At 72.7% G+C, this 20,078-nt stretch carries 24 protein-coding genes; 11 read left to right on the top strand and 13 right to left on the bottom strand.

What is annotated here, in order from left to right:
* Positions 1-43: 43 nt before the first annotated feature.
* The 4 genes from BEP24_RS04560 to BEP24_RS04545 all read right to left on the bottom strand — a co-directional run bounded on the left by BEP24_RS04560 (position 44) and on the right by BEP24_RS04545 (position 3,611).
* Positions 44-742, bottom strand: a complete 699-nt coding sequence (locus tag BEP24_RS04560; protein WP_065960822.1) for a cytochrome c biogenesis protein CcdA — start codon at positions 740-742, stop codon at positions 44-46.
* A gap of 45 nt (positions 743-787) precedes the next feature.
* Positions 788-1,396 (bottom strand): TlpA disulfide reductase family protein, encoded by a 609-nt coding sequence (locus BEP24_RS04555; protein ID WP_065960758.1) that lies wholly within the window; start codon positions 1,394-1,396, stop codon positions 788-790.
* A complete protein-coding gene (locus tag BEP24_RS04550) occupies positions 1,396-2,052 on the bottom strand; it encodes a histidine phosphatase family protein (RefSeq protein WP_065960757.1) in 657 nt (218 codons plus the stop codon). Before BEP24_RS04550 ends, BEP24_RS04555 begins: the two co-directional genes overlap by 1 nt.
* Positions 2,053-2,120: 68 nt before the next feature.
* Positions 2,121-3,611 carry a SulP family inorganic anion transporter gene (locus BEP24_RS04545; protein ID WP_065960755.1) on the bottom strand — a complete coding sequence of 497 codons (1,491 nt, stop codon included), beginning with the start codon at positions 3,609-3,611 and terminating at the stop codon, positions 2,121-2,123.
* A gap of 124 nt (positions 3,612-3,735) precedes the next feature.
* On the opposite strand from BEP24_RS04545, the gene BEP24_RS04540 reads away from it, so the two are divergent.
* The gene (locus BEP24_RS04540; protein WP_253181569.1) at positions 3,736-4,110 is read left to right on the top strand and encodes a MerR family transcriptional regulator; all 375 of its coding nucleotides are present in this window, start codon (positions 3,736-3,738) and stop codon (positions 4,108-4,110) included.
* Positions 4,111-4,176: 66 nt separating this feature from the next.
* Complete coding sequence (gene aspS / locus BEP24_RS04535; RefSeq protein WP_065960752.1) at positions 4,177-5,517, top strand: aspartate--tRNA(Asn) ligase; 1,341 nt, start codon at positions 4,177-4,179, stop codon at positions 5,515-5,517.
* Between the two features lie 76 nt (positions 5,518-5,593).
* Here aspS and BEP24_RS04530 read toward each other — a convergent pair whose 3' ends face one another.
* From BEP24_RS04530 to BEP24_RS04515, 5 genes are all read right to left on the bottom strand, one after another.
* Positions 5,594-5,887, bottom strand: coding sequence for a Dabb family protein (locus BEP24_RS04530; protein WP_065960751.1), 294 nt, complete (start codon positions 5,885-5,887; stop codon positions 5,594-5,596).
* Positions 5,884-6,138 carry a glutaredoxin family protein gene (locus tag BEP24_RS04525; protein WP_065960748.1) on the bottom strand — a complete coding sequence of 85 codons (255 nt, stop codon included), beginning with the start codon at positions 6,136-6,138 and terminating at the stop codon, positions 5,884-5,886. Before BEP24_RS04525 ends, BEP24_RS04530 begins: the two co-directional genes overlap by 4 nt.
* 95 nt (positions 6,139-6,233) lie before the next feature.
* Positions 6,234-6,332 (bottom strand): AURKAIP1/COX24 domain-containing protein, encoded by a 99-nt coding sequence (locus tag BEP24_RS16410; RefSeq protein WP_003792170.1) that lies wholly within the window; start codon positions 6,330-6,332, stop codon positions 6,234-6,236.
* Between the two features lie 110 nt (positions 6,333-6,442).
* Positions 6,443-6,640, bottom strand: a complete 198-nt coding sequence (locus BEP24_RS04520) for a helix-turn-helix domain-containing protein (RefSeq protein ID WP_065960746.1) — start codon at positions 6,638-6,640, stop codon at positions 6,443-6,445.
* A gap of 123 nt (positions 6,641-6,763) precedes the next feature.
* The gene (locus BEP24_RS04515) at positions 6,764-7,279 is read right to left on the bottom strand and encodes a metalloregulator ArsR/SmtB family transcription factor (protein ID WP_083230077.1); all 516 of its coding nucleotides are present in this window, start codon (positions 7,277-7,279) and stop codon (positions 6,764-6,766) included.
* 76 nt (positions 7,280-7,355) lie between these two features.
* Here BEP24_RS04515 and BEP24_RS04510 point away from each other — a divergent pair, with 76 nt between their 5' ends.
* Both BEP24_RS04510 and BEP24_RS04505 read left to right on the top strand, forming a co-directional pair.
* Entirely contained in the window at positions 7,356-8,789 is a 1,434-nt protein-coding gene (locus tag BEP24_RS04510) for a potassium transporter TrkG (protein ID WP_065960743.1), read from the top strand.
* Positions 8,782-9,498 (top strand): TrkA family potassium uptake protein, encoded by a 717-nt coding sequence (locus tag BEP24_RS04505; protein WP_065960740.1) that lies wholly within the window; start codon positions 8,782-8,784, stop codon positions 9,496-9,498. Before BEP24_RS04510 ends, BEP24_RS04505 begins: the two co-directional genes overlap by 8 nt.
* A gap of 126 nt (positions 9,499-9,624) precedes the next feature.
* Here the strand turns inward: BEP24_RS04505 and proC are convergent, their stop codons facing one another.
* Positions 9,625-10,455 carry a pyrroline-5-carboxylate reductase gene (gene proC / locus BEP24_RS04500; RefSeq protein WP_065960738.1) on the bottom strand — a complete coding sequence of 277 codons (831 nt, stop codon included), beginning with the start codon at positions 10,453-10,455 and terminating at the stop codon, positions 9,625-9,627.
* A gap of 65 nt (positions 10,456-10,520) precedes the next feature.
* Here proC and BEP24_RS04495 point away from each other — a divergent pair, with 65 nt between their 5' ends.
* Positions 10,521-11,477, top strand: a complete 957-nt coding sequence (locus BEP24_RS04495; protein WP_065960737.1) for a cation diffusion facilitator family transporter — start codon at positions 10,521-10,523, stop codon at positions 11,475-11,477.
* 58 nt (positions 11,478-11,535) lie between these two features.
* Here BEP24_RS04495 and BEP24_RS04490 read toward each other — a convergent pair whose 3' ends face one another.
* A complete protein-coding gene (locus BEP24_RS04490) occupies positions 11,536-11,967 on the bottom strand; it encodes a nucleoside deaminase (protein WP_065960735.1) in 432 nt (143 codons plus the stop codon).
* 75 nt (positions 11,968-12,042) lie between these two features.
* Here BEP24_RS04490 and upp point away from each other — a divergent pair, with 75 nt between their 5' ends.
* The 6 genes from upp to BEP24_RS04460 all read left to right on the top strand — a co-directional run bounded on the left by upp (position 12,043) and on the right by BEP24_RS04460 (position 18,673).
* Positions 12,043-12,678, top strand: a complete 636-nt coding sequence (gene upp / locus BEP24_RS04485; RefSeq protein ID WP_065960733.1) for a uracil phosphoribosyltransferase — start codon at positions 12,043-12,045, stop codon at positions 12,676-12,678.
* A gap of 729 nt (positions 12,679-13,407) precedes the next feature.
* Complete coding sequence (locus tag BEP24_RS04480) at positions 13,408-14,178, top strand: winged helix-turn-helix domain-containing protein (RefSeq protein WP_065960731.1); 771 nt, start codon at positions 13,408-13,410, stop codon at positions 14,176-14,178.
* A gap of 489 nt (positions 14,179-14,667) precedes the next feature.
* Positions 14,668-15,168, top strand: a complete 501-nt coding sequence (locus tag BEP24_RS04475) for a MarR family winged helix-turn-helix transcriptional regulator (RefSeq protein WP_139197289.1) — start codon at positions 14,668-14,670, stop codon at positions 15,166-15,168.
* Positions 15,165-16,514 (top strand): deoxyribodipyrimidine photo-lyase, encoded by a 1,350-nt coding sequence (locus BEP24_RS04470; RefSeq protein WP_065960727.1) that lies wholly within the window; start codon positions 15,165-15,167, stop codon positions 16,512-16,514. The genes BEP24_RS04475 and BEP24_RS04470 overlap by 4 nt, the downstream gene beginning before the upstream one ends.
* Positions 16,511-18,007: a serine hydrolase domain-containing protein gene (locus BEP24_RS04465; RefSeq protein ID WP_065960725.1), complete on the top strand. Its 1,497-nt coding sequence runs from the start codon at positions 16,511-16,513 to the stop codon at positions 18,005-18,007. Before BEP24_RS04470 ends, BEP24_RS04465 begins: the two co-directional genes overlap by 4 nt.
* A 90-nt stretch (positions 18,008-18,097) precedes the next feature.
* Positions 18,098-18,673: a TetR/AcrR family transcriptional regulator gene (locus tag BEP24_RS04460; protein WP_065960723.1), complete on the top strand. Its 576-nt coding sequence runs from the start codon at positions 18,098-18,100 to the stop codon at positions 18,671-18,673.
* A 170-nt stretch (positions 18,674-18,843) separates the two neighbouring features.
* On the opposite strand, the gene BEP24_RS04455 is transcribed toward BEP24_RS04460, so the two are convergent.
* Together BEP24_RS04455 and BEP24_RS04450 are read right to left on the bottom strand one after the other, a co-directional pair.
* Positions 18,844-19,458: a superoxide dismutase gene (locus BEP24_RS04455; RefSeq protein WP_065960721.1), complete on the bottom strand. Its 615-nt coding sequence runs from the start codon at positions 19,456-19,458 to the stop codon at positions 18,844-18,846.
* 45 nt (positions 19,459-19,503) lie between these two features.
* Positions 19,504-20,013, bottom strand: coding sequence for a flavin reductase family protein (locus BEP24_RS04450; protein ID WP_065960717.1), 510 nt, complete (start codon positions 20,011-20,013; stop codon positions 19,504-19,506).
* Positions 20,014-20,078: the final 65 nt, after the last annotated feature.

The raw sequence follows: 20,078 nt of genomic DNA, 5'->3' as shown, positions 1-20,078 counted from the left end.
GCCGGTGTCGGCGCCGCGGCCGGCGTCGGTGTCGGTGTCGCGGTCAGACTGCGGGGACAAAGCTCTGGATCACCGCCCCGACGCTCGACATGACGGCCGACCAGATCCCGGTGACCATGAGCAGACCGATGACGATCAGGATCGCTCCTCCGATGATGTTGACAGTGCGCATGTGGCGCTTGACGACCCGGATCGCCCCGGTCGCCCACCCGGCGCCGACGGCGACGAGGACGAACGGGACACCGAGGCCGATGCAGTACGCGACGCCGAGCCACATGCCCTGCCAGGCACTGCCGGTCTGCACGCTGAGCAGGTTGATCGCGGCGAGCGTCGGGCCGAGGCACGGCGTCCAGCCGAGCCCGAACACGATGCCGAGCAGGGGCGCCCCGACGAGCCCGGTCGCGGGCGTCCACGACGGCTTGATCGTGCGCTGCAGGAACGTGAACCGGCCGACGAAGACGAGGCCCATCGCGATCACGACGATGCCGAGCACCTGCGTGATGAGGTCACGCCAGCGGACGAGCCAGAAGCCGAGCGCGCCGAAGACGGTCGTGTAGGCCACGAACACGGCGGTGAAGCCGAGCACGAACAGCAGGACGCCGAGCACGACGCGACCGCGACGCTGCCCGCCCTCGGCGATGCCGCCGACGTAGCCGAGGTAGCCGGGCACGAGCGGCAGCACGCACGGGGACAGGAACGAGACGAGGCCCGCGAGCGCGGCCACGGGCAGCGCCACGAGCATCTGCCCGCTGAGGATCGCGTCGGCGAAGGGGTTGCCGGACACGGGTCAGGAGGCCTTGCCGCTGAGCTCGTCGCCCACCAGGGTCTGCAGGATGCTCGGGCCGTCGACGGCGCCGAGCACGCGGGCGGCGACGCGGCCCTGCTTGTCGAGCACGATCGTCGCGGGCACCGCGTTCGGCGCGATCTGGCCGGACAGGGCGAGCTGCACGGTGCCGGTCTTCGCGTCGAGCACGGTCGGGTAGTCGACCCCGAAGGTGCGCTCGAACGCGGCGGCGGAGCCCTCCTCGTCGCGGACGTTCACGCCGACGAACGCGACGTCCTGGCCCTGGTACTGGTCGTGCACCTGGTTGAGGTACTTCGCCTCGGCGCGGCACGGCGGGCAGCCCGCGTACCAGAAGTTCAGGACGACGACCTTGCCGCGCAGGTCCTTCGCCGAGATGGTGTCGCCGTCGGTGTCCTTCGCGGTGAAGTCGACCGGGTCCTTCCGGTCGGCAGCCGAGACCTCGGTCACCGCGCCGTCGCCGGAGATGTAGTTCTGCGTGGTCCCGCTGCCGTACTGCTTCGACAGCGAGTCGTTCGACGAGCACCCGGCGAGCGCCAGCGCGGCGATCAGTGCGGTGGCAGCGACGGTGGCGATGCGCGTGCGGGGGGTCATCAGACTGCTCCTTCGTCGACGGCGGACGCACGCAGCGCGTACGCCGGGTCCGCGTACCCGACCTCGGTGAAGCGGCCGGGCGAGGTGGCGGGTGCACGCTCGACGGTCGTGATGCTCGACAGGTCGCACCGGCGCTTGCGCGGGTCGTGCCAGAGCGGCTCCCCCGCGAGCTTGCGGTGCACGGTCCAGATCGGCAGCTGGTGGCTGACGAGGACGACGTCGCCCTCGTCGACGCTCTCCCACGCCGTGGTGACGGCCGCGAGCATGCGGTTCGCGATCGACTCGTAGGCCTCGCCCCAGCTCGGGCGGAACGGGTTCGCGATCCAGGGCCACTCCGTGGGGCGGCCGATCGAGCGCTTCGTGAAGCCCGGTCGCTGTCCCTCGTAGCGGTTCGTCGGCTCGATGAGCCGCTCGTCGAGGGCGACCTCGAGGCCGTACGCGGCGGCCCACGGCGCGGCGGACTCCTGGGTGCGCTGGAGCGGCGAGGCGACGATCCGACGGACGTCGACCCCGGCGTCCTTCCAGGCGGTGGCGGAGGCGAGGGCCATCCGGGCACCGAGTTCGCTCAGACCGAAGCCGGGGAGCCGGCCGTAGAGCACTCGCCCCGGGTTGTGGACCTCGCCGTGCCGGACGAGGTGGATCCGTGACGCGGGCATGGGTTCCAGTCTAGGTCGGTCTGCGCTTCCCACCGGCCGCCCAGGGGATTCACCGGATGCGGGACCGCTCAGCCCAGCCGCCCGGTGAGTCGACCGTGCAGCGCGGTCGAGGCCGTGTTCAGGTGCACGACCTCGACGGTGGAGCCGTGCTTCGCGTACCGCTGTTCAACGCCGTCGAGGGCGGCGACCGTGCTGGCGTCGAAGACGTGCGCGTCGGACATGTCCACGACGACGTGCTCCGGGTCCTCGGCGTACGAGAACCGGGTGACGAGGTCGTTCGACGACGCGAAGAACAGGGCGCCGCGCACCCGGTACCGGACGGTGTGCTCGTCGACGGGTTCGCGGACGACCGACACCACGTGCGCGGCCCGACGGGCGAAGACGAGCGCGGCGACGACGACGCCGACCAGGACGCCGGTCGCGAGGTTGTCGGTCGCGACGACCACGACCACGGTGACGAGCATGACCGCGGTCTCGCCGAGCGGCATGCGCCCGAGGGTCCGCGGCCGGATGCTGTGCCAGTCGAAGGTGGCGACGCAGACCATGAGCATCACGGCGGTGAGCGCGGCCATCGGGATCTGCGCGACGACGTCGTGCAACACGATCGTGAGCACGAGGACGGACACGCCGGCGACGAAGGTCGACACCCGGGTGCGCGCCCCGGCGGTCTTCACGTTGATGACGGTCTGGCCGATCATGGCGCACCCGCCGGTCCCGCCGAAGAAGGCCGAGGCGATGTTCGCGATCCCCTGCCCCCAGGACTCACGCCAGGCGCTCGACCGGGTCTCGGTGATCGCGTCGACGAGCTGCGCGGTGAGGAGCGTCTCGATGAGCCCGACGAGCGCGACGCCGAACGCGTACGGCGCGACGACCTGCAGCGTCGCCAGGTCCAGCGGCACCGTGATCCCGGAGAACCCGGGCAGGGCGGTCGGCAGCGTTCCCTCGTCGCCGACCGTCGGGACCGCGATGCCGAACACCATCGTCATCGCGGTGACGACGACGACCGCGATGAGCGGTGCGGGCACCGCCTTCGTCAGGAACGGGAACGCGACGATGATCCCGACACCGAGCGCGGTCAGGGGCCAGACGACGAACGGGACGTCGTGCCCGAGCAGGTTCGGCAGCTGCGCGGTGAAGATGAGGATCGCGAGGGCGTTCACGAACGCGACGTTGACGCTCCGCGGGATGAAGCGCATCAGCCGGGCGACCCCGAGGAACCCGAGCACGAGCTGGAACACGCCGCCGAGCACGATCGCGGGCACGAGGTAGGCGATGCCGTGGTCGCGGACGAGCGGCGCGATCACGAGCGCGACCGAGCCCGCCGCGGCCGAGATCATCGCGGGCCGACCGCCGACGACCGAGATCACGACCGCGATGACGACGCTCGAGAACAGGCCGACCGCGGGGTCGACCCCGGCGACGACCGAGAACGAGATCGCCTCGGGGATGAGGGCCAGCGCGGTCACGACGCCGGCGAGGACCTCCCGCGTCAGCAGGCGCGGCGAGCGCAGGGCGTCGAGGACCCGCGGCGGGGTGGGGGCGTGCGTGATCGTGGTCATCGCCCGCAACCCTACCCTCACGTGAGGGTAGGGTTGCGCACGGCCCCACCGGGCACGGTCGACGGGGCACGGAGGGAGGTCTGCCACGATGGCGGACGTGAAGGACGAGCACGGCACGGACACCATGCACATCGGCGAGCTCGCCGAACGCGCCGGGATGTCCCTCCGGACGATCCGGCACTACGACGAGGTGGGTCTCCTGGTGCCGAGCGCCCGCACGTCCGGCGGCTTCCGCGTGTACACCGCGCAGGACCTCGAGCGCCTGCTCGTCATCCGTCGGATGAAGCCGCTCGGCTTCACGCTCGACGAGATGCGCGAACTGCTCCGCGTCGTCGACGCGCTCGCCACCGCGGGCCCGGCCGAGGAACGCGCGCTCGCGGCCCGGCTCGACGAGTACCTCGCCGACGCCCGGGAACGCCACGCGAAGCTCGTCGAGCGCGCCGGCATGGCCGAGGAGTTCATCGGCACCCTCGGTACGCTCCGCGCTGCCCTCCCCTGAGCGCACCCGCCGCAGCCGACCCCTGGCCGCGCCCACGGCGGGACGGAGGCCGTAGACTCGACGACCGTGATCGAACGCACCCGCATCGCCGACCTCGCCGCCCGCCCGGAGGGCCCCGTCTCCGTCGCCGGATGGGTGGAGACCGTCCGCGACCAGAAGAAGGTCCAGTTCGTCGTGCTCCGCGACGAGTCCGGCGCAGCGCAGCTGGTGAACCCCGCCACGCGCGAGGCCGAGGACGGCGACGACGCCGCCCAGGCCGCCCTCGCCACGACGAACGCGATCTCCGGCCTGGCGCACGGCACCTTCGTGCACGTGCAGGGCACCCTCAAGCACGACGAGCGCGTCAAGCTCGGCGGCCTCGAGGTCAAGGTCGGCTCGCTCGAGGTCGTCAGCGCGGCGATCCCGGAGACGCCGATCGCCGACGACTCCTCGCTCGACAAGCGCCTCGACTGGCGCTTCCTCGACCTGCGCAACCGCAAGCAGAACCTCATCTTCCGCATCCAGACGACGATGGAGCACGCGTTCCGCACCTACTGGGTGGAGCGCGACTACATCGAGGTGCACACCCCGAAGCTCATGGCGTCGCCGTCCGAGTCGCGTGCCGAGCTCTTCCAGCTCGAGTACTTCGAGACGACCGCCTACCTCGCGCAGTCGCCGCAGAACTTCAAGCAGATGGCGCAGCCGGCCGGCTTCGGCGCCGTGTTCGAGATCGCCGACGCCTTCCGTGCCGACCCGTCGTTCACGAGCCGCCACGCGACCGAGTTCACGAGCGTCGACGCCGAGTTCTCGTGGATCTCCTCGCACGAGGACGTCATGGCGATGCAGGAGGAGCTCCTGGTCGCCGGCTTCACCGCGGTCAAGGAGAAGCACGGCAAGGACATCGAGGAGGTCTTCGGCTTCGAGTTCGTCGTCCCGACCGCCCCGTTCCCCCGCGTCACCCTGGCCGACGCCCGGAAGATCGTCGCCGACAGCGGCTACGAGGTCGTCCGTGCGGACGGTGACCTCGACCCCGAGGGCGAGCGTCGCGTCGCCGCGTGGGCCAAGGAGACGCACGGCTCCGAGTTCGTCTTCGTGACGGACTACGACGCCTCGATCCGGCCGTACTACCACATGCGCCACGAGGACGACCCGACGCTCACGAAGAGCTACGACCTCATCTTCAACGGTGCCGAGATCTCGACCGGCGCGCAGCGCGAGCACCGCGTCGACACCCTCGAGGCGCAGGCCGTCGAGAAGGGTCTCGACCCGGAGGAGCTCGGCTGGTACCTCGACTTCTTCCGCTACGGCGTCCCGCCGCACGGTGGCTTCGGCATGGGCCTCGCGCGCGTGCTCATGCTCGCCCTGCACGAGCCGTCGATCCGCGAGGTCACGTACCTGTTCCGGGGCCCGACGCGCCTGACCCCGTAGTCCCCCGGACCACGACACAGCGGCCACCCTCCGGCAGGAGGGTGGCCGCTGTCGCGTCCGGGCCGGGAGGCGCGGCTCAGCTCCGCCAGTCGATGGCGGCCCGCTGCGACACGAGTCCGCGGATCTCGGCTGCCGCGGCCTGGTGCTCGGGGTGCACCTGGTACGCGTCGAGTCCGGCGAGGTCGTCGAACGTCGCCACGACGGCCACGTCGTGGTTCTTCCCCGGGGAGGCCACGTTCTCGACGACCTCGAGGGAGCGGATCGACCCGACGGTCCCGACCAGGCCGGTCAGCAGCGTCCGGATGCGGTCGATCGACGCGGCGCGGTCGAGGTCCTCGCGCAGGGTCCAGGAGACGACGTGGTGGATCATGCGCGGGCTCCCGCCTGCTCGAGGGCGCGGCGGAGCCGGTCGGCGTCGACGTGCCAGTTGCTGTGGACGCGGCCGTCGACCAGGACCACCGGGATGTCCTCGGCGTACTCCTCGCGCAGGGCGTCGTCGTCGAGGATCGACCGTTCCTCGAGGGTGACGCCGGGGTGCTCGGCGACGACCTGCTCGACGATCGGTCGGGCGTCGTCGCAGAGGTGGCAGCCGGGCTTGGTCAGCAGGGTCACGGCGGGCATGTCCACCACCCTAGCCCGCGGCCGTCGGCGGCACGGAGCGCCCCCGGGAACACGAAAGCCCCGGCGGACCGGGGCTTCGAGTGCAAGTTCGGGACTTACTTCTTGTTGCGACGCTGGTGGCGCGTCTTGCGCAGGAGCTTGCGGTGCTTCTTCTTCGCCATGCGCTTGCGACGCTTCTTGATGACTGAACCCATAGTGGACCTCGCTCGGAACGATGCTGATGTGTGGACACCGGGCCCGAAGAGACCGCGGAAAATCAACCCGGCCGAGTCTAGCGGAGCGCGGCGGCCGTGTCGAACGAGCGTCAGCCGACGTCGGCGACGCCCCCGCCGCGGAGCATCTCGGCGACCGCCGCCTCGGGCACGCGGAACGACCGGCCGAAGCGGATCGCCGGGAGCTCGCCGGCGTGGACCATGCGGTAGACGGTCATCTTGGAGACCCGCATCATCTCGGCGACCTCAGCGACGGTGAGGAAGCGCACGTCGTCGAAACTGCCGGTCATGGTCCGCCTTCGGGTGACCCGTGCGGTGCACGGGGTTGGTGTGACCTGTGTGGTCACCGCAACTGTAGGGCTCCGCGGGTCGCCGTGTCCAGGAACCACGGAGGTCGCGTCCAGACCGTCGGGTCAGTCGTCCTCGCCGCGTCGCGTGAACCGCTTCCGACTGCTCTCGACGACGCGCTCCCAGCCCTGCTGCGCGCCGGAGAACGCGGCCGTGGCCCGGTACGACGCCTCGGCCATCACGCGCCCGAGCTCGGTGCCGACCTCGACGGTGGCCTTGCCGGCACCCGCACTGCGTCGGACCGAGACCGGCTGCCCGTCGAGCGTCCACGCGGTCGTCGCCGGGGTCCCGTCGGCGTCCACGGCCCCGGTGAACGGCAGCACCCACTCCTCGAGGCGCACGAGCGGCTCCGGGTCGAGGCGGTAGAAGCGGTGCTGGCCCTCCTCGCGGGTGGACACCAGGCCGTTGTCGCGCAGTACGCGGAGGTGCTTCGACACGGTCGGCTGGCTCACGCCGAGCTTCGCGACGAGCTGTCCGACGCTGAGCTCCCCGCCGGTGGCGTCCGCGCCGTACGCGGCCAGCAGCGCGCCGAGCAGCTCGCGGCGGGTCGGGTCCGCCACGACGGTGAAGATGTCGGCCATGGCGGCAAGGCTATCCGGGCCTGAGCGCATGTACCATGGCCGCTGTCCTCGCCCCTGTTCCCCGGGAGACGCACGCATGCTCGACCGGCACGAGCCGCTGACGCCGCACGTGAGCGCGTCACGGGCCCAGGCGAACCGGTTCGCGGCCGTCCTGCGGTCGTCGCCCTCGCGGCTGGCGATCCTGGTGTTCATCGCGCTGGTGTTCCTGTTCACGTTCCTGTTCATGACCCCGGTCGCGGCGGCTGACGGCACCACGACGCACTTCTCGGACGCCCTGTTCACGGCCGCGTCGGTGGTCTGCGTCACGGGGCTGTCGACGGTCGACATGGCGACGCACTGGTCGGTGTTCGGCAAGACCCTCGTGGTGATCGGCACCCAGATCGGCGCGGTCGGCGTCCTGACCTTCGCCTCGATCCTCGGACTGGTCGTCACGCGCCGGCTCGGGCTGCGCGCCAAGCTCATCGCGGCCGGGGACTCGAACCCGCTGCGCACGCACCACGGCGCGGTGCCCGAGGGCCAGGCCGTGCGGCTCGGCGAGGTCGGCACGCTGCTGCTCACCGTCGCGGTGAGCACCCTGACCATCGAGGTCGCGGTCGGCCTGCTCCTGCTGCCGTCGGTGCTCGTCGCCGGCTACCCGTTCTGGACCGCGGTCGGCGACGCGTTCTACTACTCCGCGATGGCGTTCACGAACACGGGCTTCGCGCCGAACGCCGACGGCCTCGCGCCGTTCACCCACGACTACTGGTTCCTGTCGCTCCTGATGCTGGCCGTGGTCCTCGGGTCGATCGGCTTCCCGGTGATCCGCACCCTCACGAAGCAGCTGCGGACCCCGCGCCGCTGGCCCATCCACGTCAAGCTCACCCTGACCACGAGCGCGGTCCTGCTCCTGCTCGGCGCGATCGTCTACACCGCGCTCGAGGCGTCGAACCCGCGCACGTTGGGCAGCGAGGGCGCCGGCCACACCGCGTTCCAGGCGCTGTTCTTCTCGACCATGACCCGGTCCGGGGGCTTCGCCACGATCGACGTCGAGCAGATGCACGGTGCGAGCCTCCTGGTCACCGACATGCTCATGTTCATCGGCGGCGGGTCCGCGTCGACCGCGGGCGGCATCAAGGTCACGACCCTGGCCGTGCTCTTCCTCGCGGCCGTGGCCGAGGCGCGCGGACGCCGGAGCATGGAGGCGTTCGGCCGACGCATCCCCTCCGACGTGCTCCGCGTCGCCGTCGCCGTCGTGCTCTGGGGTGCGACGATCGTCGCCGTCGCCACGGTCGTGCTGCTGCAGATCACAGGGGACTCGCTCGACCGCGTGCTGTTCGAGGTGATCTCGGCGTTCGCCACGTGCGGGCTGTCCTCCGGGATCTCCGGCGAACTGCCCGAGTCCGGCAAGTACGTCCTCGCCGCCACCATGTTCCTGGGCCGGGTCGGTACAGTGACGATCGCCGCCGCCCTGGCCGCCAGCCAGAGCCGACAGCTGTTCCGTCGTCCCGAGGAGAGGCCCATCGTTGGCTGACCGCCGCGCAGCACGCGCCGACCGCCGTACCCCGCACCCCGCCACCGGTGCCGTCAGCCACGACGCACCGGTCCTCGTCCTCGGCCTCGGCCGCTTCGGCGCCGCGACCGCGGGGCAGCTCGAGCGCCAGGACCGCGAGGTCCTCGTCGTGGACACCGACCCGGGACTGGTGCAGAAGTGGTCCGACCGCGTCACGCACGCGGTCCAGGCCGACGCCACCGACATCGACGCCCTCCGCCAGATCGGCGCGCAGGACTTCGCGATCGCCGTCGTCGCGGTCGGCTCGCACCTCGAGTCGAGCGTGCTCATCACGTCGAACCTCGTCGACCTCGGCATCCCGCAGATCTGGGCGAAGGCGGTCAGCCGGTCGCACGGCACGATCCTGTCCCGGATCGGCGCGAACCACGTCGTCTACCCGGAGCGCGAGGCCGGCGAGCGTACCGCCCACCTGGTGTCCGGTCGGATGCTCGACTTCATCGAGTTCGACGACGACTTCGCGGTGGTCAAGATGCACCCGCCGCGCGCGGTCCGCGGCAAGGACCTCGCGACGACGGTGATCCGCACGCGGCACGGTCTGACCGTCCTCGGCATCAAGACGCCCGGCAAGGCCTTCGTCCCGGCGACCCCGGACAGCGTCATCGGCGAGGACGACGTCATCATCGTCTCCGGCACCGAGACCGACCTGGAGCGCTTCGCCGCCCTGGAGTAGCCCAGGACGGACGGGAGGCCCGTGGCGGGCCCGCCACGGGCCTCCCGTCCGTCCCGCGCCCCGTCCCGGACCGGCGCCCGCGTCGACGACGGCGGGCACGCCCGCACGGTGCGCGGCAGCGCCGCGTCAGGAGCGGGCGATCTCCTCGGCACGCGCGATCGCGGCGCGCGACGCCCGCTCGAGCGTCCCGGCCAGGTCGGCCTCCTCGAGCACGGCGACCGCGCGCTCGGTGGTGCCCTTCGGGCTGGTGACCGCGCGGCGCAGGTCGGCCGGCTCGCGACCGGAGGCGGCGAGCAGCTCGACCGCACCGCGGAGCGTGCCCTGGACCATCGTCGCGGCCTGGTCGTGGTCGAAGCCGAGCGCCTCGGCGGCACGCTGCCACTGCTCGACGAGCAGGAACACGTACGCCGGCCCGGAGCCGGAGACCGCGGAGAGCGCGTCGAGCTGGTCCTCGGGAACGCGGATGACCCGTCCGGACGCGGCGAAGACGGCCGAGGCGAGCGCGATCGCGTCCTCGTCGCCGGACGCGCCCGCGCTGATGCCGGTGACGCCGTGACCGACCCCGATCGGCGTGTTCGGCAGCGCCCGGACGACCCGGACCCCGGCGGGCACGCGGGCCTCCATCGCGGCGAGGGTGGTGCCGACCGCGACGCTCACCACGACCGTGCCCGGACTGAGCGACGCGGCGACCTCGTCGAGCAGGTCGGCGATCGCGTACGGCTTCACGCCGAGCACGACGAGCCCGGCCCCGCGGACGGCGGCCCGGTTCGCGTCGGCGTCCGTCTCGGTGGCCGTCGCGGCGAGCCCGCGCTCCCGGTGCGCGGCGGCGGACGCCTCGGACCGGGTGGTCAGCACGACCGTCGTGGGGTCGAGCCCCGCCGCGAGGAGGCCGTCGAGGACCGCGCCGGACATGGAGCCGACGCCGAGCATGGCGGTGCGGGGCAGTTCGATCGTCATGCTCCCGACCCTACCGACGGCCCACGCCTAGGATCGGGCACCAGGTCACGAGAACAGGGGTCACTGTGAGCGCTTCCGGAGGCAACCGCGCGGTCCTCGCCGCACTCGGTGCGAACGTCGGCATCGCGGTCGTCAAGTTCGTCGCCGCGGCGATCAGCGGGTCGGCGGCGATGCTGGCGGAGGGCGTGCACTCGCTCGCCGACTCCGGCAACCAGCTGCTGCTGCTCCTCGGCGGACGCCGGGCGCGCGCGGCGGCCGACCAGGAGCACCCGTTCGGCCACGGCCGCGAGCGCTACGTGTCGGCCTTCGTCGTCTCGATCGTGCTGTTCAGCGTGGGCGGTGTGTTCTCGCTCCTCGAGGGCATCGACAAGCTCCGCGACCCGCACCCGCTCGAGAACTGGTGGCTGCCGGTCGCGGTGCTCGTCGTCGCGGTCGGGCTCGAGGGCTTCTCGCTCCGCACCGCCGTCCGCGAGTCCCGGCCGCACAAGGGCACGCAGTCGTGGGTGCAGTTCGTGCGCCGGGCGAAGGCGCCCGAGCTCCCGGTCGTGCTCCTCGAGGACACCGCCGCCCTGACCGGCCTGGTGTTCGCACTGCTCGGCGTCGGGCTGACGGCCGTGACCGGCAACGGGGTGTTCGACGCGGTCGCGACGATCCTCATCGCGCTGCTGCTCATCGCGGTCGCCCTCGTGCTCGGCGTGGAGACGAAGAGCCTGCTCGTCGGCGAGGGAGCGACGCCCGGCGACGTCGAGCGGATCCGGGCCGCGGTGCTCGACGGCCCCGAGGTCGACGCGATCGTGCACCTGAAGACCCTGTACCTGGGCCCGGACGAGCTGATGGTCGGCATGAAGGTCGCCGTCGACGGCGACCGACGGCTCGGTGACGTCGCCGCCGGCATCGACGCGGTCGAGCAGCGCATCCGCACCGCCGTCCCCGCTGCCCGGGTGATCTACGTCGAGCCGGACGTGCAGCGCACCGGACCGCGTCCGCCGACCGAGGCGATCGTCATCCGCGCGGCGGACTGACGCCGGGCGGTCCGCGGCGGTCAGCGTCGCGCGCGGCGGTCGGCGCCGCTCGCGGCGGTCAGCGCCGCTCGCGGAAGAACGTGTCGAGCAGCGCGGCGCACGCCTGTTCGCGGACACCGCCGACCACCTCGGACCGGTGCGGCAGCCGACGGTCGCGGGCGATGTCGTAGACGCTCCCGCTCGCCCCCGCCTTCGGGTCCCAGGCGCCGAACACGACCCGCGGCACCCGGGCGGCGAGGACCGCTCCCGCGCACATCGGGCACGGCTCGAGCGTCACGACGAGGGTGTGCTCCTCGAGGTGCCAGTCCCCCGTCGCCGCCGCTGCTGCACGGAGCGCGAGCACCTCGGCGTGCGCGGTCGGGTCCTGCCGCGCCTCGCGTTCGTTCCGGCCGGTGGCGACCACCCGCCCAGCCGCGTCGAGCACGACGGCGCCCACGGGCACGTCGCCGGTCGCCAGGCACGCGCGCGCCTCGTCGAGTGCACGGTCCATCGCGTCGAGCCAGGGACGAGCGGCAGGGTCTTCCACGCGTCGATCCTGCCCCATCGGCACGGTACGCTCGACACCATGCGAGTCCACGTCGCCGACCACCCGCTCATCACCCACAAGCTCTCGGTGCTCCGCGACCGGACCACACCCTCCCCCACCTTCCGCGCGCTCACCGAGGAGCTCGTCACGCTCCTCGCCTACGAGGCCACGCGGAACGTCCGGGTCACCGCGACCCCGATCGACACCCCGGTCGCCCACACCATGGGCGTCGCGATCGCGAAGCCCCGCCCGCTCGTCGTCCCGATCCTGCGCGCCGGGCTCGGCATGCTCGAGGGCATGGTCAAGCTCGTCCCGACCGCCGAGGTCGGCTTCCTCGGCATGGCCCGGAACGAGGACACCCTCGAGCCGCAGACCTACGCCGAGCGCCTGCCCGACGACCTGTCCGGCCGGCAGTGCTTCGTCCTCGACCCGATGCTCGCGACCGGCGGCACCCTCGCCGCGGCGATCGACTTCCTGTTCGCACGCGGCGCGGAAGAGGTCACCTGCGTGTGCATCCTCGGAGCGCCCGAGGGCCTCGCGGCCGTCGAGCAGGCCGTCGGCGACCGCAACGTGTCGATCGTCCTCGGGGCGCTCGACGAGAAGCTCGACGAGAACGGCTACATCGTGCCGGGCCTCGGCGACGCCGGTGACCGCCTCTACGGGCTCGCCGAGTAACCACCCGGCCCGTTCCGGACGAACGCCCCGCGGCACGCCGCGGGGCGTTCGTCGTCTCCCCCACCGTGTCGCAGGCGGCGGTCCCGGTGGCGGCGGACGGGAGGCGCGGTGCCGGTCCGCCACGCGCCCTGCGTCGTCCGCGCGCGTCCGGACCGACCCTGCGGACCGCACCCGCGCCTCCCGGCGGTCCGCCCGCCGTCCGGACCCGCCGTGCGGGCCGTACCTGCGCCTCCCGGCCGTCCGCGCACCGTCCGGACCCGCCCTGCGGGCCGCACCCGCGCCTCCCGCCCTGCGGGACGGGGCCCTGTCCACTCCCACCCACCGTCCGTGCGGACGGTTGACAGCGTGTTGGTATACCGCCGATACTCATCCCATGACTGCGAACCCGTCCACCCGCGTCCTCCCAGAGGCACAGGGGACCGTCGGCACGATGATGCCGACGACGGTGGTCATGCGTTGTCGAATGTGTGCCTGATCGGTACCCGTTCCAGCCGGATCCCCCGCGACGCCACCCCGGTCGCGAGCGCGTGATCCCCGGGTGACGACCACCTCGACGACGCCGTCGGTCCTCCGACCACAGCCATCCTCGACGTCGGTCCGTCCCCGTACTCCCGGTGTGCCCCGGTCCCGTCCGGACCGCAGGGCACCGCGGCGACCAGCCGCACCCGGACCGACGCATCCGCACCGCCGCGCAGCACCGCCGCGCAGCTCCCGCAGGGAAGAACCACCATGTCGCTCACGCTCACCCAGCCCCGCACCGTCCTCCGCACCGCAGCCCCGGCCGCGACCGACCTCGGCACCGTGACGCCGATCCGCGCACGCCGCACGCCGGCCGCGCCGCCCGCACCGAGCGCCGTGCCCACCAGCCCCGTCGTCGCACCGCAGCGGAACCGGGCCCTGCCCGAGGGGACCGAGGCACGTGGCTTCGCGCTGTACGTCGGCATCGACGAGGCGGCCGCCGCCGCAGCCGGCACGACGCTCGCCGCCGTGGTCGAGCAGCTCAAGGCCCTGACCGCGCAGCTCGTGCCGTCCGCGCAGACGTACGCCGCGGTGGCCGTGGCCGCCGAGGGCAGCGGCGGCCGCGACGTCGACGTGGTCCGCCTCGCGCTCCAGGACCGGTCCGCGGTGGCCGCGCGCAAGCAGGCCGTCGAGCCGGAGCCCGAGGAGACGGGCGTCGTCATCGACATCTCCCGCAAGCGCGTCACGCTCGACGGCGAGGCCGCTCCGCTGACGTACAAGGAGTTCGAGCTCCTGCAGTTCCTCGTCCTGCGCGAGGGCCAGACCGTCGACCGGGCCGCGATCATCGAGGGCCTGTGGTCGGACGACGAGGACGAGACGCCGAACGAGCGCACGATCGACGTGCACGTGCGACGCCTCCGGTCCAAGCTCGGCGCCTTCGAGGAGATCGTCCGCACCGTTCGCGGCGTGGGCTACCGCTTCGACCGGCACGCGGACGTCGCGGTGCGCTACGCCTCCACCCCGTCCCCCGACCTGTTCTGAGCCGCCGACCTCCGACGCGCTCGATCGCTGCCCGCGGTGCGCCGCCGTGCTCGGCGACGGTCCGTGGGCGGCACGCGGCCGGGCGCTGATGGTCCGTACGGGCCGCTCCCGGTGAACTCGCAGCGAACGACCGCCACGAAGGCTGGCGCGCCGTTACCGCAGCGTTATACAGTCGGTTCCGCAGGCAGTGTTTGCTGTGGCACGGCCTGTGGAATGTGATTGCAGGACACTCTTGGTGCAAGGGAGAGGGCCGGTCGCTCAGAAGGCGACCGGCCCTCGTCACGTCCCGGGGTCCCCGTCACGGCCCGGGCCGCCCCGTCGCGTGCCGGTCGTCCCGTCACGCCCCGGCCCCCGCCGCGCGGTCGTGCCCGTGCTCGCGTCCCGCTCCGGTCCCCGCGGGTCCTGTCCCCCGTCGCCGCGCCGAGCCGGGTGTCGTGTCCCCGCCCCTCGGTAGTGTGGAACGACCGTTGGACCGGAGGGAACGCGATCGTGGACGAGTCACGCCGCAGCGACAAGGCGACAGCCGTCGCGGCCTGGGAAGCACTGTTCCGGGCGCAGGTGACGGTGATGCGTGCGCTCAACGCCGACTTCCCCGGCGGGGAGATCTCGTTCAACGAGTACGACGTGTGCTTCAACCTGTCGACCCAGCCCGAGCGCCGCTGCCGCATGCGCGAACTCACCGGGCACCTGCTCCTCACCCAGCCGAGCGTCAGCCGCCTCGTGGAACGCCTGGCTGCTCGCGGCATCGTCGAGAAGCAGCCGGACCCGTCCGACGCCCGCGGGGTCATCGTCGCCCTGACCGCGCACGGGTTCGACGTCTACCGCTCGGTGGCCGTGCAGCACGCGCAGACCATCGCCGACCAGGTCGGCGCCGGTCTCGACGACGACGAGCTCCGGACGCTCACCGAGCTGTGCACGAAGCTCCGTGTCGCCGCCGGTGACCGACCGGCCCGTCGCACCCGTCCCACGGCGGACGCGGTCGTCGCATGAGCGGCGCGCTCGTCTGGCTGCGCGAGGACCTGCGCCTCGCCGACAACCCCGCGCTCCGCGCCGCGATCGACCACGGCGGCCCCGTGACCGTGGTGGTCGTCCTCGACGAGGACTCCCCCGGCATCCGCCCGATCGGTGCCGCCAGCCGGTGGTGGCTGCACCAGTCCCTCGGCGCCCTCGACGCCGACCTCCGGGCACGCGGGTCGCGTCTCGTGCTGCGGCGCGGCAGTGCGGCCGAGGTCGTCCCCCGCCTGGTCGCCGACGCCGACGCCGACGCCGTCTACTGGAACCGCCGCTACGGCCGGGTCGAGCGCGACCTGGACGCCGGCATCAAGACCGCCCTGACCGACGCCGGCACCGAGGCCCACAGCTTCGCGGCGAACCTGCTCTGGGAGCCGTGGACGGTGCTCACCGGGCAGGGCGAGGCGTTCAAGGTGTTCACGCCGTTCTGGCGGGCCGCCCAGGCCATGCCCGAGCCGCGGCACCCGCTGCCGAAGCCCCGCGACCTGCCAGCGCCCGCCGACGTGGCGAGCGACGACCTGGACGACTGGGGGCTGCTGCCGACCGCCCCCGACTGGGCCGGCGGTCTCCGCGACGCGTGGGAGCCGGGCGAGACCGGTGCGCACCGCAGGCTCGAGCACTTCGTGCACGAGTCGCTCGAGGACTACGACCAGCGCGACGAACCGGCGATGGCCGCGACGAGCGACCTGTCCCCGCACCTCCGCTGGGGCGAGGTCAGCCCGTACCAGGTCTGGCACCGCCTGCACGGCGAGCTCGAACCCGAGCAGCGTCGACAGGCCCCGGCCTTCCTGCGGCAGCTCGCGTGGCGCGAGTTCAACTGGAACGAGTACTTCCACTGCGACGACATCGCGACGGTGAACGTCCGCCGCGAGTTCGACGCCTTCCCGTGGCGCGACGTGGACGACGACGAACTCGACCGGTGGCGGTACGGCCGCACCGGCATCGACCTCGTCGACGCCGGCATGCGCGAGCTCTGGCACTCCGGGGCCATGCACAACCGCGTCCGACTGGCCACGGCGAGCTTCCTGGTGAAGAACCTGCTCGTCGACTGGCGCATCGGCGAGCAGTGGTTCTGGGACACCCTGGTCGACGCCGACCCGGCGAACAACGCCGCGAACTGGCAGTGGGTCGCGGGCTCGGGCTTCGACGCGGCGCCGTACTTCCGCATCTTCAACCCGGACCGACAGCTCGAACGCTTCGACCCGCACCGCGAGTACGTGCGGCGCTGGGTCCCGGCCGACGAGGACCGCCCCGAGCCCATGGTCGACCTCAAGGCGAGTCGGCAGCGCGCCCTCGACGCCTACGCCGAGATGCGCCGGGCATGAGCCCGTCGGACGACGTCCTCGGGCAGGTCGACGCGCTGTTCCGCGAGAGGGTCGCCGCACGCACCGCCCCGAGCAGCGTGTGGGGCGTGTTCGACCGCACCGGCCTCGTCGCCTCGGGCGGCCACGGCGACCGGGGTGACGGCCGGTCACCCGACGCCGACACGGTCTACCGGATCGCGTCCTGCACCAAGAGCATCACCGCCGCGACCCTGCTCACCCTCGTGGCGGAGGGCCGGGTGACCCTCGACACGCCGATCACCGACCTCGTGCCCGCGTTCGCAGCGGTGGAGCTGCCGTCCGACGACGCGCCGGTGCCGACGCTCCGGATGCTCCTGACGATGTCCGGCGGGCTGCCGACCGACGACCCGTGGGCAGACCGGCAGGAGGCGATCACCGACGACGACCTCGACCGGGTGCTCCGCGGCGGTCTGCTCTTCGACTCCGTGCCCGGCACCCGGTTCGCGTACTCGAACACCGGCTACGCCCTGCTCGGACGTGCCGTCGCCGCGGTCGCGGGCACGTCCTTCACGCGGGCGGCGCACGAGCGGGTGCTCGGCCCGCTCGGCCTCGACGACACGGTGTTCCGCACCGAGGACGCGCGCGGGTACGTCGTCACGGGGTTCCGGGACGACGACGGCTCCTGGACCCCACAGCCGATGACCGGCCCGGGTGCGTTCTCGGCGATCGGCGGCCTGTTCTCGACCGTCGGCGACCTCGCGCGCTGGGCCCGGCACCTCGCGTCCGCGTGGACGACCGAGCCCGAACCGGGACCGCTCTCCCCCGCCGACCGACGGCTCGCGCAGCAGGCCGCACGGGTCGTGCCGCCGAGCGTCGTGCCGTCCTCGACCCGGGCGACGGCGTACGGCTTCGGCCTGTTCGTGGAGCAGGACGCGGAGTCCGGGGAGCTCGTCTCGCACTCGGGCGGCTACCCGGGGTTCTCCGCGCACGTGCGGTGGTCCACCGAGACCGGACTCGGTGTCGTGGCCTTCGAGAACGCCACGCGCGCCAAGGTGTCCGCACCGGCCGAGCGCGCCCTCGACCTGCTGCTCGCCGACGCCCGCCGTCGTGCCGCAGCGTCCGACACCGCCGCGCCGCCCACCGGTGCACCGCTCGGCCGCGTGCCGGGCGTCGAGCGCACCCGCGCCGCCGTCCGCGCGGCGCAGGTCGGAGTCACCGAGGTGCTCGGGACCTGGCAGGCCGCCGACGCCGACGCGGCCGCACGGGGCGACGTCCTCGCCGCGCAGCTGTGCGCACCGAACGTCCCGATGGACCTGCCGTGGGAGCAGCGCCGTCGGCGCGTGGCCGAGGCGGTCGCCCGGGTCGGCGCGGACCTCCACGCGGACGCGGTCCACGAGCACGCGGCGACCCCGTCGTCCCTGCGCTGGTGGTTGCCCGGGACCGCCGGACGGCTGCGGGTCGACGTCGCCCTGGCACCCCCGTCGGACGGGCTCGTGCAGACCTTCACGGTCACCGCCGAGCCCGCCGAGTCCTGAGCGCGGAGCGGATCCCCGGCAGAGCCGTGTAACATTTCAGATGCTCGCACTCGCCGTCGGGCATCCGCTGCCGTGACCTCCGGAGACCCCATGCCCAGGAAGCCCGACCCGACGCTCAAGCCCGCGATCATCGAGAAGGTCGCCCGACACCTCCTGGACACCAAGCTCGAGGACGTCTCGGTCCGCAGCCTCGGGCGGGTCCTCGGCACGAGCGCGTACCCGATCGTGTACCACTTCGGGTCGCGCGAGGCCCTCGTCCAGGCCGTCGTCGAGCACCTGTCCGCCGACGTCGAGGCCCGCACGCTCGAGCCCTGCGCCGACGCCGACGCCCTCGCCGACCACCTCGTCGCCGTGTTCGGCGGCCTCGACGTCCGCGAGCGGGCCCTCGCCGCTCGCCTGACCTTCGAGCTCGGCAGTGTCGAGTCGCTGGACGGCCGGGACCACGAGTCGCGCTGCCACCGCCGTCGCGTCGACGAGCTCGCGGCCTGGTGCCGGGCGCACGGCCGCTGCCCGGACGAGGCCGAACGCACCGCACGCGCGCTGGTCGAGGCGGCTCGCGGAGCCCAGTGGGGTGCGCTGGTCGACCCCGAGCACACCGACGTCGACGCCGCACTGCGCGCGCTCGCGCGCGACGTCACGGCCGGCGCCCGCCTGACGGCGGCCTGACCCGGCCGCTCCGCGCGGGCAGGGCCCGGCCGGCCTGACGGAACGCGACCCGGTCAGTGCACCCGGGTCGCGGTCGTCACGCGCCACGACGACGGACGGGAGGCGCGGTGCCAGCCGGCACCGCGCCTCCCGTCCGTGGTGGGTCACCCGAGGCGACCCGCCGGGTCACGTCAGAGCGTGACGAACGACTGCGACTTCGCGTTGGCGAAGCGCGCCGCGACGTTCTCCCAGTCGACGATGTTCCACACGGCCTTGACGTAGTCCGCCTTGACGTTGAGGTAGTCGAGGTAGAACGCGTGCTCCCACATGTCGAGCATGAAGATCGGGACGACGCCGAGCGGCACGTTGGCCTGCTGGTCGAACAGCTGGAACGTGACGAGCTTCTGGCCGACCTGGTCCCAGGCGAGGACGGACCAGCCGGAGCCCTGGATGCCGTTCGCGACGGCGGCGAACTGGGCCTGGAACTGCTCGAAGGAGCCGAAGAACTCGTCGATCGCGGCGGCGAGCTCGCCCTCCGGGACCTTCGTGTCCGGGCCGAGGTTGGTCCAGAAGATCGAGTGGTTGACGTGGCCGCCGAGGTGGAAGGCGAGGTCCTTCTCGAGCTTGTTGATCGCGCCGAAGTTGCCGGACTCGCGCGCCTCGCCGAGCTGCTGCAGCGCGGTGTTCGCACCGGTCACGTAGGCCTGGTGGTGCTTGTCGTGGTGCAGCTGCATGATCTTGCCGCTGATGTGCGGCTCGAGGGCGGCGTAGTCGTACGGCAGCTCGGGCAGGGTGTACTCAGCCATTGCGAGGTCCTTTCGATCTGGGGTTGGCGGTGTGGGCTCCGCGGCTCAGGAGAGCCGGGAACGTTCGGAGAGGGAGTGGAACTCCCGGTTGTGGTAGACGAGCGGCTCGCCGTGCGCCTGGCCGACGACGATGTCGAGGACCTCGGCGACGACGACGGTGGACGAGCCGATCTCGGTCGTCGACCGCGGGCGGCAGCGCAGGGCCGTCGCGGCACCCGGCAGGTAGCGCTCGCCCGACGGCAGGGTGCCCCACATCGGGTCGTCGGCGGCCGGGCTCCCGGTCGCGGCGAACCGCTTCGCGAGACCGACGCTGAGCGAGTCGACGAGGTGCACGACGAAGACGTCGGCGCCGAGCACGACCCCGGCCGAGCCGGACTTGGTCGACAGCGAGAAGACGAGCACGGGCGGGTCGACCGCCACGCTCGCGACGCTCGAGGCGGTCAGGCCGGTGGGTCCGTCGGGGCCCTCGGCGGTGATGACCGCGACACCGGCAGGGTGACCGCGGAAGGCGGCCTTGTACGCGTCGGCGGTGGTGGCCGGTGCTTCTGGGGGCATGGCAGTCGTGGGGTTCCTCCGGGTGGGGTGGGCCGCGGCTGCGCGGCCACGTCCCAACGTAGGAC

The organism is Curtobacterium sp. UCD-KPL2560 (assembly GCF_001705035.1).
Classification (GTDB): domain Bacteria; phylum Actinomycetota; class Actinomycetes; order Actinomycetales; family Microbacteriaceae; genus Curtobacterium.
This window is presented reverse-complemented; position numbering and strand designations above follow the sequence as displayed.